Below are 16,595 nucleotides of genomic sequence, written 5' to 3'. Positions count from 1 at the left end.
ATTGTCCCTCCCTTATTGTGGTTTCAGCATCGCGATCATGAAGTCTTTCGCGCTTTCGACTTTGCCTTGCTGGATAGCCGCGGCAGGGTCGACGTGCTTCGGACACACTTCTGAGCAGTAGCCCACAAACGTACAGGTCCAGACGCCGTTATTCCCGTTCAACTGCGCCATACGCTCTTTCTTGCCGTGATCGCGGTTGTCCAGGTTATAACGGTGTGCCAGCGTAATTGCCGCCGGGCCGATGAACTCAGGGTTCAGGCCGAACTGCGGGCATGCCGCATAGCACAGACCACAGTTAATACAGCCGGAGAACTGGTGATACTTCGCCATTTGCGCCGGAGTCTGTTTGTTCGGGCCGTCAGCTGGTTTACGATCGTTGCCGATAATGTACGGCTTGATGGCTTCCAGACTCTCGATAAAGTGGGTCATATCGACCACTAAATCGCGCTCGATGGGGAAGTTGCCCAGCGCTTCGACCTTCAGACCGTTCGTGTATTCACGCAGAAAGGTTTTACAGGCCAGTTTAGGGACGTTATTCACCATCATGCCGCAGGAACCACAGATCGCCATACGGCAGGACCAGCGATAGGAGAGGTCCGGTGCCAGGTTATCTTTGATATAACCCAGCGCATCCAGCAGGGACGTCTGCGTGTTGTACGGAACATCGAACGCCTCAAAATACGGTTCGCTGTCCTGTTCAGGGTTATAGCGCATGACTTCCATTTTCAGGGTTTTGATCATCTCAGCCATTCGCCTGCTCCTTCTTGCTGCCTTCCTGCGCATCACCTTCTGCACCGTATACGCGTTTGGCCGGTGGAAGTTTGGTAATCTTCACATCGCTATACTCCAGATGTGGTGCGCCTTCTGGGTTATAGAACGCCAGCGTGTGCTTCAGGAAGTTAACGTCATCACGCTCAGTGCAACCTTCATCCAGACGCTGGTGTGCGCCGCGTGATTCTTTACGGTTGATCGCCGAGTGCGCCATACATTCCGCCACATCCAGGCTATGACCCAGCTCAACGGTGTACAGCAGATCGGTGTTGAACACGCTGGATCGGTCGGTGATTTTCACGCGTTTGAAGCGTTCTTTCAGTTCTGCCATCTTATCGACGGTTTTCTGCATCAGGTCGGTGGTGCGGTAAATACCACAGCCTTCTTCCATCGACATGCCCATTTCATCACGGATTTTCGCCCAGCTTTCGGTGCCTTCCTGATTCATCAGATCATGCAGACGCTGTTCGATATCGCGGGTTTGTGCGTCCAGTGCCGTGCCGTTGGCCGGCGCTGCCGCCTGTGCGCGCTGTACGGCGTGTTCACCTGCAACGCGACCGAAGACCACCAGTTCGGCCAGCGAGTTGGAACCGAGACGGTTCGCACCGTGCAGGCCAACCGAGGAACATTCGCCGACGGCAAACAGGCCTTTGATGCGGGTTTCGCAGTTTTGATCGGTTTCAATGCCGCCCATCGTATAGTGCGCGGTAGGACGGATAGGAATCGGTTCTTTCACCGGATCGACGCCGACATAGGCTTTTGCCAGTTCACAGATGAACGGTAAACGTTCCAGAAGCTTCTTCTCGCCGAGGTGGCGCAGATCGAGGTAAACCACGTCGCCCAACGGGGTTGAGACGGTGCGGCCTGCGCGCCATTCGTGCCAGAATGCCTGCGAGACTTTATCGCGCGGCCCCAGCTCCATGTATTTGTTTTTCGGTTCGCCGAGCGGCGTTTCCGGGCCCATGCCGTAGTCTTGCAGATAGCGGTAGCCATCTTTGTTGACCATGATGCCGCCTTCGCCACGGCAGCCTTCGGTCATCAGGATACCGGAGCCGGGCAAACCGGTCGGGTGATATTGAACGAATTCCATATCACGCAGCGGTACGCCGTGGCGGAACGCCATGCCCATGCCGTCACCCGTGACGATGCCGCCGTTGGTGTTGTAACGGTACACGCGACCTGCGCCGCCTGTCGCCAGCACCACGGCGTTAGCGCGGATCTGAATCAGCGAACCTTCCATCATATTGATGGCAACGAGACCGCGAGCCTGGCCGTCATCAACCAGAACGTCGAGGACAAAGTGCTCGTCGAAACGTTGAATTTGCGGATATTTAAGGGAGGTTTGGAACAGGGTATGCAGCATGTGGAAGCCGGTTTTATCGGCGGCAAACCAGGTGCGTTCGATCTTCATCCCGCCAAAACGGCGCACGTTGACAGAACCATCCGGTTTACGGCTCCAAGGGCAGCCCCACTGTTCCAGTTGAATCATCTCTTCCGGGCAGTGTTTGACGAAGTGCTCAACAACGTCTTGTTCACATAGCCAGTCGCCACCGGAAACGGTGTCGTTGAAGTGATAATCGAAGCTATCGTGTTCCTGAGTCACTGCTGCTGACCCACCTTCTGCGGCCACGGTATGGCTACGCATTGGGTAGACTTTTGAGATCAGCGCAATTTTCAGTTGAGGGTTGGCTTCTGCGGCAGCAATTGCCGCTCGTAGGCCAGCTCCTCCGGCCCCGATAATGGCCAAATCGGCATTAAAGGTTTGCAATGCATTCCTCCAGTTACTTAAGTTAATTAAGTTAAAATAAAAAAATAATATCTATTCGCTTCTGTCTTTATATTCGAGCTTAATATCAAACCCGCTGAAAATTATGTGATAGATGTATAAAGAATAGATAAACCTATAATTTTTGTGTGGGAATGATTATACCGAATTATGGGTAGATGAAATTTGATGTGATCCTGCATTTTGTGGTTTTTTCAGCAGGTCGCGTATTTATTGATAAAAACGTGATCGAAAGGCTTATTTAGGGGGAAATAATGCTTTTATTTCTTTAATAACCCTTTTGAGGTGGATATAAGAAAATGATCCACTGGATATAATTGACGGCTGCTATCCTGACCGCTTCTTCTTGGAGGGTAGAGCATGCATTGCGGAAAAGCGCGTCTGGCCTTTTTTCCGCTGGAAATTTGGGCTGATGCGGGTAGACTGCACCCCCTGTTTGACTTTGGAGTAAGAACCATGAGCGAGACGACAAGTTGGCAACCTAGTGCTTCTGTCGCTAATTTGTTGAAACGAGCGTCGATCATTGCAGCTATCCGACGTTTCTTCACCGATCGTGGTGTGCTGGAGGTCGAAACGCCAGCGATGAGCCAGGCTACGGTAACGGATGTTTTCTTATACCCGTTCCAGACCCGCTTCGTTGGCCCCGGTGCTGCGGATGGCATGACGCTGTATTTGATGACCAGCCCGGAATACCACATGAAGCGTCTGCTGGCTGCTGGCAGTGGGCCGATCTTTCAGCTGTGCCGCAGTTTCCGCAATGAAGAGTCAGGCCGGCACCACAACCCAGAATTCACTATGCTGGAATGGTATCGCCCTCACTATGATATGTACCGCCTAATGAATGAGGTCGATGACCTGTTGCAGCAGGTACTGGATTGTGAAAGCGCGGAAATGCTCTCCTATCAGCAGGCGTTTTTACGCCATCTGGAGATCGACCCTCTGTCTGTTGATAAAGCGCAACTGCGCGAAGCGGCAGAAAAACTCGGGCTGGGCGATATCGCCTGCCGTGAAGACGATCGCGATTCGCTGGTGCAGATGCTGTTTACCTTTGGCGTTGAGCCGCACATCGGGCGTGACAAACCCGCGTTTGTCTACCATTTCCCAGCAACGCAAGCCTCGCTGGCTGAGATCAGTTCGGAAGACCATCGCGTCGCTGAGCGTTTTGAAGTCTATTTCAAGGGGATAGAGCTGGCGAATGGCTTCCGCGAATTGACCGATGCCGGTGAGCAACGTCAGCGTTTTGAGCAGGATAATCGCAAGCGTGCCGCGCGGGATTTGCCACAGCAGCCGATTGATGAAAACCTGCTGGCGGCGCTGAAACACGGTCTGCCGGAGTGTGCCGGTGTGGCGTTAGGTGTGGATCGTTTGATCATGCTGGCGCTGAATGCCGAGAGGCTAAGTGATGTGATCGCGTTCCCCGTCGATCGCGCATAATCCGTTTTAAGTAGGGCGGTGCCACATCTGGCCACCGCCCGTTTTCCCTTTTTATAAGCTGCCCGGCGTCCGCTGCCGTGGCGTCAGCGTTTTTCCACTGCGCGACAGATTGTCCATTTTCACCTGGAACGGTGGGAAAGGAAGCTCCAGATTGTGTTTGCGGTAGTTTTCCAGAATTAGCTGATGCAGTTCGTGGCGCAGCGGCATACGGTGCCCCATTTCGGCGGCGAACACGCGCAGCTCGAAAATCTGGATGCCCTGTTGCAGGTCAACGAGGAAGGCTTCGGGCTCTGGCGTATCCAGAATCAGCGAACAGCGCTTCACTGCATCCATCAACAGTTCTGTGACTTCCTGGCTGTTCGCGTTCGCGGGAGCAGGCACCGTCATCACCACACGCGTGACCGAATCCGACAGCGACCAGTTGATAAACTGCTCGGTGATGAATGCCTTGTTCGGCACGATGATCTCTTTGCGATCCCAGTCGGAAATCGTGGTGGCACGGGTGTTAATCCGCATGACGCTACCCGTGAGGTCGCGGATCGTGACCGTATCGCCGATACGGATCGGTTTCTCGAACAGGATGATCAGGCCGGAGATAAAGTTGGCGAAGATCTCCTGTAAACCGAACCCGAGCCCTACACCCAGTGCGGCAACCAGCCATTGCAGCTTCGACCATTCGATCCCGATCAACGAGAACCCCATCAGACAGCCGATCAGCATCAGAATATATTTGCTGATGGTGGTAATGGCGTAGCCGCTGCCTGGCGACAGATCCAGATGTTGTAGGATAGCCAGCTCCAGCAGGGCGGGCAGATTACGTACCAGCTGCGCGGTAATAATGAAGATCAGAATCGCGATCAGCACCGATCCCAGCGTAATCGCCTGCACGCTTTCCACGCCCTTGACCGTGCTGGAGACATCCCACAGGCTGATATTTTCCATGAACGCGAAGGCGGAATGAATTTCCGACCACAGCGCGATAACGGAAACCAGTGCGATCAGCGTCAGGATGGAACGCACCAGTTGCAAGGATTTGGCGCTGATGGCGTCCAGATCGACAACGGGTTCTTCCACCGCTTCCGAACTGCTTTCATGGGATGACGCAGACGGCGTGTCTTCTTCACCTTTGGCACGCTGCGCCAGAATTTCCGAACGTCGCTGTTTGGCGCGGTCGAAGGCGATGCGGCGGCGCTGAATTAACATCCAACGGCGAATAATGTGGTAAACCACCAGCAGGAAGAACCAGATAGAGACGGAGGTTTCCAGACGGGCTAACAGCGCCTGTGCGGTCGCCAGATAGCCGATGCAGGAGGCCAGCGCGGCAACGAGCGGCATGGCGATCAGGATGTTCCACATCGCACGGTTAACGGAGTTTTCCCCCGAGCCTTCTTTATCCAGATACAGCGGGATACCCGCGCGTTTTAATCCGGTTGTGACCAAACTCAACGCCATACAGAGCAGGATGAAACAAAGCCGACCGAGTGTGCTAGAGAACTCGCGATCGTTGAGCTTATCGAAAGTAATCAGCGCCATAATCAGCGGCACGATAAAGGCGATGGAGAGACGATAGTAGCGCATCGCTCTGGCGACGCGCTCCGGCGACCAGCGGAAGTGGACAATGAACAGCCCCTGCGGATGCGAGAATGAGGCGCTGATCATCACCAGCCACATCAACGGCACGGTGGCGGTTACGCTATCGCCGATGGCGACGGCCATCGGGTAAGGCCAGGCGTTTTGCAGCCCGTATCCCAACGCGGCCCAGAGCACCGGCAGCGGCAGGGCGGTAAGGATGGACCAGAACACGGTGCGCAGCGTCAGCATAAAATGATCGAGTGTGACTTTACCGACGCGGCTGCTGGCGCGCTCCATAAACGCATGATAGTGACGACGTGAGCTGATACTGAAGCCAACCAGCAGCAGTGCGCCCAGCAGCGGCAGCACGGTTTCCTGACTGGTCACCATCATGACCAGCGCGCTACCCAGCTGCGTCAGCGTATCCAGTGACAGCAGACGCGTCAGATCCTGTACCAGTTTGAGCGGATAGGCGAACGTTACGGGATCGACATCCGCCACCCAGAACAGGTCGCGATGGGCTGCTTCCCGTGTTTCGGTTAGCGCATCCGCCAACTGGTTATTAGCGACTTTGAGTTTGGTCAGTTCGAGTATCTGTGAATCACAGCCAGAGATCAGTGACGTCAGCAGGTCGCGCTGGGTTCGCATCTGATCGGCCAGAATACGCTGCTGTGCGCTAGTCAGCGGATCGCCGTTATCCTGCTTGGCATTATCAAGATCTTGCGGTTTGTTGATCAGGTCTTCAAAGTGCAGCCGCTGTACGCGCAGCTGCGCCATGTCGCTATCCAGCAACTGAGGCTTGGGCATTTCCGGCAGGCGGGCGATCTGTGCCCGTAACGTTTCACCCAATATCGGTGAGACGCCGAGCCACTGTGCCTGTTCGCGAATGGTGCTCAGCGCCTGACGAACCTGAATGGTGTGCGTGGCCGCCTGACGCTGCTGAGAGGCGATAAGATCCATCCGCTGTGCTTGTTGGTTCAGCGCGACGGAGAGCTCGCGGTTAACCTGTAGCTGCTTGCTAATGACGCTGGGTAAATCGCCACTTTGTTCCGCGAGCAGCTCTGTGCGCTCTAATGCCTGTTCGGCTTCGCGCTGGCGCATATTGTTGAGTCTGCTGCGTAAATCCTGTTGCAGCAGATCCAGCCTGTCGTGACGCTTTTTATACAGTTCGACGCGTAGCCGGGACAGCTCCTGACGATTGCTGGCTGACAGCTGTGCCAGTTCCAGTTCGTCTACCCGGCTTTTGCGCAGGGCGGATTCGGCCTGAAGTGCTGTGAGCTGCGCTTGCCCCAGCGGGGTAGCGGGCGTACCGAGAGATTGAATACGGCGTTCCGCATCGCTTTGCATGCGGCTGGCTTCAGTTTGCTGCTGCGGAAGCTGGCTCAGTGAATCACTGATTTCACGCAGCCGATCCTGTTCCTGTTGGAGCTGGCGGGCCTGTTCCAACAGCTGGCTGCTGGTTTGCAGTAGCTGCTGTTCGAGATCGTTGCTGGAGAGACTTTCTGAAATAGACGACGGTTTGCCGTCTTCGGCATTGAGCTGACGACGCAGCTCTTGAACCAGCTTGGGAAAATCATCAATAACGCGCTGATACTGTGTGGCGCGCTCCAGTGACTCTTTGCGATCCTGTAGGGTGTTCAGTGCAGCCTGATATTCCTCAACGACTTTCGCCTGATCGGCTGCACCTTTGTTGGCTTCCGCCTGCTGTAGCTGCTGGCGTAACTGCGCTTCATTGGGCGCAGTGGCAGCCAACGTAGCCGTTGATAATAAACATCCCAAAAGAAAAGTCAGAATCAGACGCACGTTAGCTACCTTTATTACAAACAACACTCTTACAAGCGACGAAAGTCGGACGTTATTTACGGCGCGTCGGGTTTGTGACCCGTCTGGCCGGAGGCGTCAGCCGCAGTATTTTGTCCTTCAGTCTGAACTGGTTCAGACGGTGCGGCGACAGGCGATGGTACGGCGTCGTTTGCTGCCAGTTCGGTTCCTTCCGGGAAAACAACAGGCGCTTGCTCATCCTGACGGACTTCGGCAAACGGTTCGCCCATACGCGTCACGCTTAGGGTATTCAGGTGTGCGGCAAACTGGAGATTATTGCCTGCGGCAAACAGGTTAATCACGGTTGAGCCCAGCTTGAAGCGACCCATTTCCTCGCCTTTCGCCAGCACGACTGCACCTTCTTCACCCGCCTGTGGGTAAGTCCAACGCTTGATGATGCCTTCACGCGGTGGCGTCACCACGCCTGACCACACGGTTTCGATGCTGCCAACAATGGTCGCACCGACCAAAATCTGTGCCACTGGGCCGAATTCAGTATCAAACAGACAAATGATGCGTTCGTTACGTGCAAACAGATTCGGCACGTTATCGGCCGTCAGCAGATTGACGGAGAACAGGTCACCCGGCACATAAATCATCTCGCGCAGCACGCCGTCGCACGGCATGTGGAGGCGGTGATAATCACGCGGCGACAGATAAATGGTGGCAAACAGACCGTCACGAAACAGATCCGCCATCATATAGTTGCCAGCCAGCAGCGCTTCCAGCGTGTAGTCGTGATTCTTTGCCTGAATCAGCTTGCCGTCGGTAATGGGGCCAAACTGTGACAGCACGCCGTCAGCAGGCTGTACCAGACGGTGCGCATGAGGATCGACAGGGCGAATGCCTGGGCGTAGAGGGCGAACGAAAAATTCGTTAAACGTGCGGTAGGCGGCGGTATCCGGCTGCTGCGCCTCCTGCATGTTGACGTTGTATTGGCGAACAAACAGATCGATCACCAGCTTAGTGAGTTTTCCTGCTCGCTTATTTGCTCCCCAGCCCGCTAAACGGGTCAGCCAGATCTTGGGAAGCCAATACTGTAATTTGATTTTGATATTATCCAGCACGGTGAGCCTCTTGGATTAATAGTGCGCCATAAAACAAGCTTTCTGGGGAACACGCTTAGCTTAGCGCTGTCAGCGGTAGCCCAGAGAGAATAAGCCGATTCACTTATCCTCAAAGGGGGCGCATTGTAGCGACGGTTATGATAAATGTCAGTTATCTGTATCCGAAAAGCCTTTACGCGTTTTTACTTGCGCCATGCTCTCCAGAATTCGGTGATAGTTATCAAAGCGCTCTGTGGCAATCTCTCCGCGCGCAAGTGCGGCATTGATCGCGCAGCCTGGATCGTTTTCATGTTTACAGTCGCGGAACTTACACGAGCCGATGTGTTTACGTAACTCAATGAAACCACTCGTCACTTGTTCAGGCTCCAGATGCCACAGACCAAATTCCCGCACGCCCGGTGAGTCGATCACGTCGCCGCCGTGCGGGAAGTGATAAAGCCGAGAGGCGGTGGTGGTGTGTTGCCCCAATCCTGAGTTATCAGAAACCTCATTCACCAGAATGCGTTCTTCACCCAGTGCGAGCAGCGCATTAAGCAGGCTGGATTTCCCGACACCTGACTGTCCGGCGAAAATACTGATACGGTCAGTGAGTGCCTGCTCCAGTTCAGGGATACCCTGTTGAGTATGGCTGGAAACCATCAGCACGCGATAGTCGAGGGCGCGGTAGATATCCATTTGTTTATCAACAAACTGGCGGGATTTGTCATCCAGCAGGTCAATTTTGTTCAGCACGATCAGCGGGTCTATTTCCAGCGTTTCGCAGGCGACCAGATAGCGATCGATAATGTTCAGCGACAGCTCAGGCAAGATCGCTGAGACGATCACGATCTGATCGATATTGGCGGCGATCGGTTTAATGCCATCGTAATAGTCGGGGCGGGTCAGGACGGAATGGCGAGGGTGAACGGCTTCCACGATCCCGCTGATGCCAGCGAGTGATTCATGGCCGGGTCGCCAGACGACGCGGTCGCCCGTGACCAGCGATGAAATGGTCCGACGAATGTTGCAGCGGCGCACCACGCCATCGGTGGCTTCGACATCGGCGTGCATACCGAATCGGCTGATGATAATACCTTCCTGCGCATCGCCCAGTTGGCTATCTTCCCATTCGACTTTGCTTTCCGTTTTTTTCAGGCGACGCTGGTGGTTTGCGCTAACCCGACGCTGCTGACCTTTCGACAGTTTTTTTTTGCTCACTGAGCCTCACTTAAGACGATTTATCGTTCACGACAGCGGGTTATCGCTCGCCGCGTTTGAACAGACTATAATACACCCTATTTGATTTTAATTAACTGATACCACCTTATCGGTATCAGCATTGAGATTGATACTGGTATCCTTGCCTCGACGACAGGGCACAATGCAACAGGAATTCCCACGATGGTAGATGAAAATAACCTGATCTGGATCGATCTCGAAATGACCGGTCTGAACCCGGATCACGATCGCATCATTGAGATCGCAACGCTGGTGACGGATGCAAACTTGAATGTGTTGGCCGAAGGACCGGTAATGGCGGTGCACCAGTCAGATAGCCAGTTGGCACTGATGGATGACTGGAATGTGCGTACGCACGGTGCCAGCGGCCTGACGGATCGCGTCAAAGCCAGCACGACAGATGAACGCGCTGCTGAGCTGGAAACGTTGGCGTTTCTACAAAAATGGGTACCGGCGGGTAAATCGCCGATCTGTGGCAACAGCATCGGTCAGGATCGCCGCTTCCTGTTCCGCTATATGCCAGAGCTGGAAGCTTACTTCCACTATCGCTATCTGGATGTCAGCACGCTCAAAGAACTGGCGCGACGCTGGAAGCCAGAAATCCTGACGGGTTTTAAGAAGCAAGGTACGCATCAGGCGATGGACGATATTCGCGAATCACTGGCGGAACTGGCCTATTACCGTGAGAACTTTCTGCGACTGTAGTCGGCGACGCAAAACGGGTAGGGCGTGATGTCCAGCGATCTGCTGCTATTTACGCCATAACGCCTGTTTTGTCAGCGCATTGTTTTTTTTATCAGCAATCAGACAATTTTTCATTTTTGGGGGCTTGCGGTTAAACGGATTTCTCGTATAATGCGCACCCCATACCGATGAAGAATTTCAATTAAATAACGTCAACATCGTGTAAAGATTTCCCGGGCGGGAATAGCTCAGTTGGTAGAGCACGACCTTGCCAAGGTCGGGGTCGCGAGTTCGAGTCTCGTTTCCCGCTCCAAGTTTTATCACTGTTTGTCACCATACAGGCAGTGTGCAGTAATCAGACGTAACGCCTGTTAGTGTCTGTGTGATATGCGGGAATAGCTCAGTTGGTAGAGCACGACCTTGCCAAGGTCGGGGTCGCGAGTTCGAGTCTCGTTTCCCGCTCCAATCTTTCGTTACCTCTTCTAATTAATTTCTAATCAAAACGCTTAATTTTGTTGTGAATATCGTGTTCCTATTTCGAACCACATCATTTACATCCTAAACTTTTTCGCATGTTGGCTTGTAGCTGTTCTGCTACTTCAGGGCGTAAGTTCGAGTGCATTTTTTCTACGTTTCCACAACCCTCAGGTTGAGGCGTGGGGAGCGGCTCTGTTCTCGTCAGTACACCCCACAAAACATAAATTATGAACATAGTTAACACGGGAAGTGCACACCAAAGAAAGGCGCGGATCATCCAGACGCTAAGAAGGTCAGGCTCCGGAGAATAGGGTGATGTTTGGTGATTGACTCGGGTATCTCTGGTTGTCGGTTCTTCATCGTCAAGTGCGAGAGACAGGCTTTCATACGAAGTGAAGTGTGTTGAGGTTGATTCTGCACCGTACTGCTGCTCGGCGCGTTGCCACTTGCTTAAGGGCATGAGCAAGAAAGACAAGGTATCGCTCAACATGCTTTCCCTGTGTACACGCAGGGCATATCCGCCAAGAAGTAGCAGATGCTCAATCCGAGCAAATTCTGTACTGTACCCAGCACTGCCTATTGAATAATGACGAAACACATGCTGACCGCCAGAGAAGTCTATTGTTGCGGTTTCGATGTCACTGTCATAGTCGAGCTTAGCGGAGAAAACCCTTTCACCCAGTATCTGCGAGAGTTCCTCCAACAGGCTGAAAATACCTTCTTTCCAATCGATATGAATACCGTAGACGCTCATAAACGTTGACTGATAGTCATTGAGCTCGGACTCTACCTGCCAGTATTCCCCGTGCTGTTCCAAAAATGCTCTGCGTCTTGCACAGGCTGGCTCATCATCTTGAGCCGCAAAAAAATCAGAAAACTCATCCCAGTTTGGTAATTGCATCATTATTCCATTTTATGTGTAGCGTGCTTCGCTTACTTATCTCTTTTTATGCTGAACAACGTCATTGGCATATTATTTCAGAATGCGTTCTGCGGATACGTTGATGCCAGCCCGTGTCGAACATTATGTTACCTGTTGTATAAGGATGTGATGATATCATCGCTATTCAGGTGGCCAAATTCAGTGTGTTACTACGTTCAGGTGTGACTATAGGCCAGCGTTACAGGTAAATAATTATTTTGAGTGCAAATCGAATCCAAACCCCGTCTCTCCCCGTGTTAAAGCTGCTCGCGCTTGCGACAGCCGCGTTTCTGACCTTACTCACTGAGATCATGCCAGCAGGGCTCCTCAGTTCGATCGCGACGGGCCTTGATGTATCCGAAAGTCTGGCTGGCCAGTTCATCACGGCGTTTGCTCTGGGAGCGCTTTTATCTGCGATCCCCGCGACAGCGCTGACGCGAGGACTGCGACGCAAGCCCCTGTTGCTCGTCGCGATCAGCGGATTTGCCGTTGTTAATGCAGTGACCGCCGTTTCAGACAACTACGTTTTATCACTGGCTGCCCGCTTTGTCGCTGGTCTGTTCGGTGGTGTGGTCTGGTCGATGCTGGCCGGATACGCATCCCGCATGGTTCCCAGGTGGTTACTCGGGCGCGCAATCGCGATTGTCGGTGCGGGCTCTACGGCAGCGCTGGTCCTCGGCGTACCCATTGGCGGCCTTCTCGGCTCAGCGATTGGTTGGCAGGGCGCCTTTGGGCTCGTGTCGGCTATCGCGGTGCTCCTTGTCGTCTGGATCGCGCTCTTTGCTCCCGATTTCCCAGGTGAATCAGCCGATAAACGGTTATCGCTGCCTCAGGTCGCTGCCAAGCGTGGTGTCGGGGCGACGCTTGCGTTGATCCTCACCTACATCGTCACGCACAACATTCTGTATATTTACATCGAGCCTTTCCTTGTGGCTTCTGCCATGGGTGACTGGCTCAACGGCGTGCTGTTCATTTTCGGCGCGGGGGCGGTGTTTGGCCTCGTACTGTCAGGCATTATCGTTGATGGGAATCTCAAGCGTCTCGGCCCTGCTGAGGTGTTATTATTTGCCGCTGCGACGCTCCTTCTGGGCTTTTGGTCCGATGTACAGGTCATTCTGATTCTGGCAGTCTTTATGTGGGGCATCTCCTTTGGGGGATTCTCCGTCGTCACGCAAACGGCAATGACTCACCTTTCCTCTGATGCCGTGGACGTCGCACAATCGATGTCGACCACATCGTGGAACACCGCGGTGGCCTCAGGAGGTGTCATCGGAGGATTGCTCCTCAGCAGCGCAGGCCCGGGCGTATTTCCGTGGGTGATGATCGGGCTATTGACGCTATCATTCCTCGTCGTGCTTCTGGGGGTTAACCGCGCGCTGACAGCAGCTAAGCCAGCGCAGTCCGTCCCTGTCAGAAACGATTCCTTGATGCAGAGTAACCAACATTTATGAAATACCGCCACTTCCTGTTTGACCTTGACGACACGCTGTTGGACTTCAAAGCCTCCGAGCGTCTTTCGTTCGCGCGTACGCTGACGAACCTTGGTGTCGATATTGAAAATACGACCTTGTTCGCAGATTATCAGCGCGAGAACTCTCAGCTATGGAGCGAGTTTGAGAAAGGGGAAATCACCAAAGATCTACTGAAAGTAGAACGATTTCGTCGCACTTTCTCCCTTCATAGCATCGACATCGATCCCCACAAAGCGAGCAATCTCTATCTGGAATGCTTGCCTGAGACCGTGGTGTTGGTGGATGGGGCGGTTCAGATCTGTGAAGCGCTTGCCGAGATCGGCGAAGTTGGCATTATTACCAACGGTATTGAGTATGTGCAGTCGAAACGAGTGGCGAACTCGGGGCTGGCGGACTGGCTCTCGTTTGTCGCCACCTCTGAGGCTTGCGGCTTCGCCAAGCCGGATGCGCGTTTCTTTGAGTTCTCCGCCAGCAAATTCAGCTCGTTCAAAAAAGCCGAGGCGGTCATTGTGGGCGACAGGCTCGATGCCGATATTCTTGGGGCGAGCCTGTACGGCATAGACAGCTGCTGGTTCAATGCAGGCGGAGCCGCCAACGATTCGGACATCGCTCCAACCTATGAGGCTGCAACTCTACAAGAGGTCTTCACGCAGATCAGCGCCAGGTCTTAAGTCTGTACCACGCAACATCGACGACAATCACCACGGGTAGCACGCTGTGGGTTGTCGTCGTACTCTACTTAGCCGTTTCCTGAATAATAAAACCGCTTAAGATAAAAGGAACAGCTGATACTGGTTATTTAATTAGCTTCAGGTCAGCTTTTCTATGTCGCTTTTGGTCATCATAGAAATTTTCATGTGAACCGAGGCTCAATAAATATATTTCAAGTTTAGCGTCAACCCAGCTATAACTCAGGAGATATTGCTGGTTACTCATATAAAATTTATGTACCCAAAGATAATTCAGATCACCCTTTTTGCGCTCCCCAATCTCAGGTTCGTCAATGATAAGTTCAATCTGTTCATCGACGGTTTTCTGTTCTTGTTCTGTCAGAGAGGCAAATTTCTTCTCAAAACGGCGTGACTGATATATCTCAAGATTTTCCCCGGTCTCTTTTGCGCACATACTTTGTCATTCTTCCATTGTCGATTTCTGATTTCGCCAGCAGGATTTCGTTGATAAAGGAAAAAGGTAATTCAGGGTTATCCTCAGCAATACGGCCAATTTTAGCCCAGTACTCTATTTGCTTTGGCACGCTTCGGCTCATTGCTTCTGCATGTACTTTCACTTCTTCGACAAAATCATCATCTAGGCGGATGCTTGTTGCCATATTTCGGTACTCCATGATGTAGTCACCACAGCCTTTTAGTGGTGGTTTCAATGATACGTCACCTTTCGACGTACTACGGATCTCACATTGCGACAAATTGTCGCAATGTGCAATCTTTTTTCTTGCGGCAGCCCTCAAAATGGTTATGCCTTGCCTTTGCGATCGTTTTCACGAAATACACCCTCAGTAATCGCAGGCCATGAATACCCAGTTGAAGCGTTGGGCTGCGAGGTCGGTACGATGAATGATGAAATTCAGCGTGCGGTCATCCCACTGAAATTATCCATCCAGACAGACCTGAAACAGCACCAGCCAGTCCTGTGCTTCACCGCCTAACGTCTGTGCTGCCTGCAACTCTGGTAATTCATGCTGGCTGAAGCCACAACCGTTGACTCGGGCAATCCCCTGATACTCGGGCAATCGGGCATCAAGCGGAAAGTTCGATGGCAGTATGTCCTTTTCGATCATCCAGGCGAGTTGCTCTTTAGTCACTTTACTATCAGGCAACAGATTGAATGCGCCCAGTTGCCGTAACTGCCAGGCGTAATATTGTGCGAAGCCGAGATGGGATAACGCATCGTCGTATGCATCATCGTCCAGCGCCCCCTGGCCGATTTGCTCAACGGAAGTGAAACTCGGGGGGAAATCGATGGATAAAACATCCGTGTGTATGATTGGCATGGCGGTCCCTAACGTAGAAAAGAATATCGCCTCTGATGTGGTTTTTTATGATGCCACATTTGTCTGCTTCAGCAAGAAGACGATGTACTGACGGCTCGTCACTCTGCATCACTCGCAATGCATTTTTGTAACGTTTTGCTTTTTTTTGGTGCGCTAACGCTGCCGGAACAGCGTATTTGCTGGGGTTTTACGGCGCCGATAAACATGGCACGGCCTGTGCTTAGTCTTACATACCATCTTGTGTACAAGATGGGGCGACTCAGGCAATCGACCTGATCGGTTTTTTCAGGCTGGTGGTTATCGGCTGTTGTTAGCTCACCGTTGAAGGGGGAATACAATGAAAAATAACAATGACAAGATCGATCGTAAACGCAGGCAGTTAATGCAATGGTCAGCGATTAGCGCGAGTGCGTTGACGCTAAGCAGCTTGCTGCCGGGAATGGCTTTTGCTGCCGAAGGTGAAGAAATCCGCATTGGTTACTGGCCGATTGTGGGCGGTTTGCCTTTATATGTGGGCGTTGAGCGGGGCTTTTTCAAAGAGGCAGGGTTGAATGTGCGAGCGGTGAAATTCGCCAGCCCGCAACAGATTGTCGAGGGGATGATCACGGGCCGTATACACGGATGCGCCAACGGTACGGCCACTGGCGCATTGGGATTAGGGGCGATTACCTCACCCGGCCTGTTCAAGATCATTTGCTCGAATCCTTCTAATCATCAGATGGTATTAGATGAATTTCTGGTGCCGTTAAACAGCGACGTAAAAAGTATCGCGGAGCTGAAAGGCAAACGTATCGCCTGTGGGCCGGGTATTCAGAATGTGGTGATGACCAAAATCATTCTGGAGAAAAATGGCTTTACGGCGGACGAGCTGCGCGTGACGGAATTGCCAGTCGGGCAACACGTGGCTGCGCTGGCCGCTGGTCAGATTGACGGCGTTTATACGCTGGAACCGACGGGAACGGTGGGGCGGCTGAAAGGGCTGTCGCGGACCTTGGAAACGGGCGTGATCTCACGCTATGTGCTGGGTAACTCCGATGCGCCGTGGTTTGGTGGTGCAGCGGCGTTAAATAACGGTTTTATCGAAAGTCGTGCGGCGGATGCCAAACGCTTCACGCAGGCCTATGCCAAATCGGTGCAGTTTATTCAGCAGAACCCAGAGGCCGCTCGCGAGCACATCACGGGTTACACCAGCATTGAGGCCGAACTGAGTAAAGCGGTGCCTTTGCCGGGATTTGTCATGTACGACGAGCTAAAAGGCGACAACCTGGCGTGGTTCCAGAAGTTTTATGACGTGTTCACCGAAAGAAAAATCTTCCGGCAGCCGGTAGATGTCAGCAGCCTGATTTATCAGCCTTAAGGG

14 protein-coding genes and 2 tRNA genes are annotated in these 16,595 nt (G+C 53.0%); 7 read left to right on the top strand and 9 right to left on the bottom strand.

Going from position 1 to position 16,595, the window contains the following annotated elements:
* Positions 1 to 12: 12 nt before the first annotated feature.
* Positions 13 to 750 (bottom strand): succinate dehydrogenase/fumarate reductase iron-sulfur subunit, encoded by a 738-nt coding sequence (locus EO763_RS19525; protein ID WP_039490639.1) that lies wholly within the window; start codon positions 748 to 750, stop codon positions 13 to 15.
* Complete coding sequence (gene frdA / locus EO763_RS19520; protein ID WP_039490640.1) at positions 743 to 2,539, bottom strand: fumarate reductase (quinol) flavoprotein subunit; 1,797 nt, start codon at positions 2,537 to 2,539, stop codon at positions 743 to 745. Before frdA ends, EO763_RS19525 begins: the two co-directional genes overlap by 8 nt.
* Before the next feature lie 474 nt (positions 2,540 to 3,013).
* On the opposite strand from frdA, the gene epmA reads away from it, so the two are divergent.
* Entirely contained in the window at positions 3,014 to 3,991 is a 978-nt protein-coding gene (gene epmA / locus EO763_RS19515; RefSeq protein ID WP_161529948.1) for an elongation factor P--(R)-beta-lysine ligase, read from the top strand.
* Positions 3,992 to 4,042: 51 nt separating this feature from the next.
* Here the strand turns inward: epmA and mscM are convergent, their stop codons facing one another.
* The 3 genes from mscM to rsgA form a co-directional block, all read right to left on the bottom strand.
* Positions 4,043 to 7,366 carry a miniconductance mechanosensitive channel MscM gene (gene mscM, locus EO763_RS19510; protein ID WP_161529947.1) on the bottom strand — a complete coding sequence of 1,108 codons (3,324 nt, stop codon included), beginning with the start codon at positions 7,364 to 7,366 and terminating at the stop codon, positions 4,043 to 4,045.
* A 56-nt stretch (positions 7,367 to 7,422) separates the two neighbouring features.
* Entirely contained in the window at positions 7,423 to 8,451 is a 1,029-nt protein-coding gene (gene asd / locus EO763_RS19505) for an archaetidylserine decarboxylase (RefSeq protein WP_161529946.1), read from the bottom strand.
* 147 nt (positions 8,452 to 8,598) lie between these two features.
* Complete coding sequence (gene rsgA / locus EO763_RS19500) at positions 8,599 to 9,648, bottom strand: small ribosomal subunit biogenesis GTPase RsgA (protein ID WP_039490643.1); 1,050 nt, start codon at positions 9,646 to 9,648, stop codon at positions 8,599 to 8,601.
* Positions 9,649 to 9,831: 183 nt separating this feature from the next.
* Between rsgA and orn the strand changes: the two genes are divergently transcribed.
* From orn to EO763_RS19485, 3 genes are all read left to right on the top strand, one after another.
* The gene (gene orn / locus EO763_RS19495; RefSeq protein ID WP_010283124.1) at positions 9,832 to 10,374 is read left to right on the top strand and encodes an oligoribonuclease; all 543 of its coding nucleotides are present in this window, start codon (positions 9,832 to 9,834) and stop codon (positions 10,372 to 10,374) included.
* A gap of 216 nt (positions 10,375 to 10,590) precedes the next feature.
* Positions 10,591 to 10,666 (top strand) — tRNA-Gly (locus EO763_RS19490).
* Positions 10,667 to 10,742: 76 nt separating this feature from the next.
* Positions 10,743 to 10,818 (top strand) — tRNA-Gly (locus EO763_RS19485).
* 82 nt (positions 10,819 to 10,900) lie between these two features.
* On the opposite strand, the gene EO763_RS19480 is transcribed toward EO763_RS19485, so the two are convergent.
* A complete protein-coding gene (locus tag EO763_RS19480; RefSeq protein ID WP_341874909.1) occupies positions 10,901 to 11,734 on the bottom strand; it encodes a hypothetical protein in 834 nt (277 codons plus the stop codon).
* Positions 11,735 to 11,970: 236 nt separating this feature from the next.
* Between EO763_RS19480 and EO763_RS19475 the strand changes: the two genes are divergently transcribed.
* Together EO763_RS19475 and EO763_RS19470 are read left to right on the top strand one after the other, a co-directional pair.
* Positions 11,971 to 13,203 (top strand): MFS transporter, encoded by a 1,233-nt coding sequence (locus EO763_RS19475; protein ID WP_161529945.1) that lies wholly within the window; start codon positions 11,971 to 11,973, stop codon positions 13,201 to 13,203.
* Positions 13,200 to 13,895 carry a YjjG family noncanonical pyrimidine nucleotidase gene (locus EO763_RS19470; RefSeq protein ID WP_161529944.1) on the top strand — a complete coding sequence of 232 codons (696 nt, stop codon included), beginning with the start codon at positions 13,200 to 13,202 and terminating at the stop codon, positions 13,893 to 13,895. Before EO763_RS19475 ends, EO763_RS19470 begins: the two co-directional genes overlap by 4 nt.
* Positions 13,896 to 14,019: 124 nt before the next feature.
* Here EO763_RS19470 and EO763_RS19465 read toward each other — a convergent pair whose 3' ends face one another.
* The 3 genes from EO763_RS19465 to EO763_RS19455 form a co-directional block, all read right to left on the bottom strand.
* Entirely contained in the window at positions 14,020 to 14,349 is a 330-nt protein-coding gene (locus EO763_RS19465; protein ID WP_161529943.1) for a type II toxin-antitoxin system RelE/ParE family toxin, read from the bottom strand.
* Positions 14,318 to 14,554 (bottom strand): ParD-like family protein, encoded by a 237-nt coding sequence (locus EO763_RS19460; RefSeq protein ID WP_161529942.1) that lies wholly within the window; start codon positions 14,552 to 14,554, stop codon positions 14,318 to 14,320. Before EO763_RS19460 ends, EO763_RS19465 begins: the two co-directional genes overlap by 32 nt.
* A gap of 279 nt (positions 14,555 to 14,833) precedes the next feature.
* A complete protein-coding gene (locus tag EO763_RS19455) occupies positions 14,834 to 15,235 on the bottom strand; it encodes a hypothetical protein (RefSeq protein WP_244322024.1) in 402 nt (133 codons plus the stop codon).
* A 337-nt stretch (positions 15,236 to 15,572) separates the two neighbouring features.
* On the opposite strand from EO763_RS19455, the gene EO763_RS19450 reads away from it, so the two are divergent.
* On the top strand, positions 15,573 to 16,592 hold the full coding sequence (locus tag EO763_RS19450; RefSeq protein WP_161529941.1) for an ABC transporter substrate-binding protein: 1,020 nt from the start codon (positions 15,573 to 15,575) through the stop codon (positions 16,590 to 16,592).
* Positions 16,593 to 16,595: the final 3 nt, after the last annotated feature.

Origin of the sequence: Pectobacterium odoriferum, assembly GCF_009931295.1 — a bacterium.
GTDB classification, from domain to species: domain Bacteria; phylum Pseudomonadota; class Gammaproteobacteria; order Enterobacterales; family Enterobacteriaceae; genus Pectobacterium; species Pectobacterium odoriferum.
Note: the sequence above shows the minus strand (reverse complement) of the source record. Positions and strands in the feature narration are given on the sequence as shown.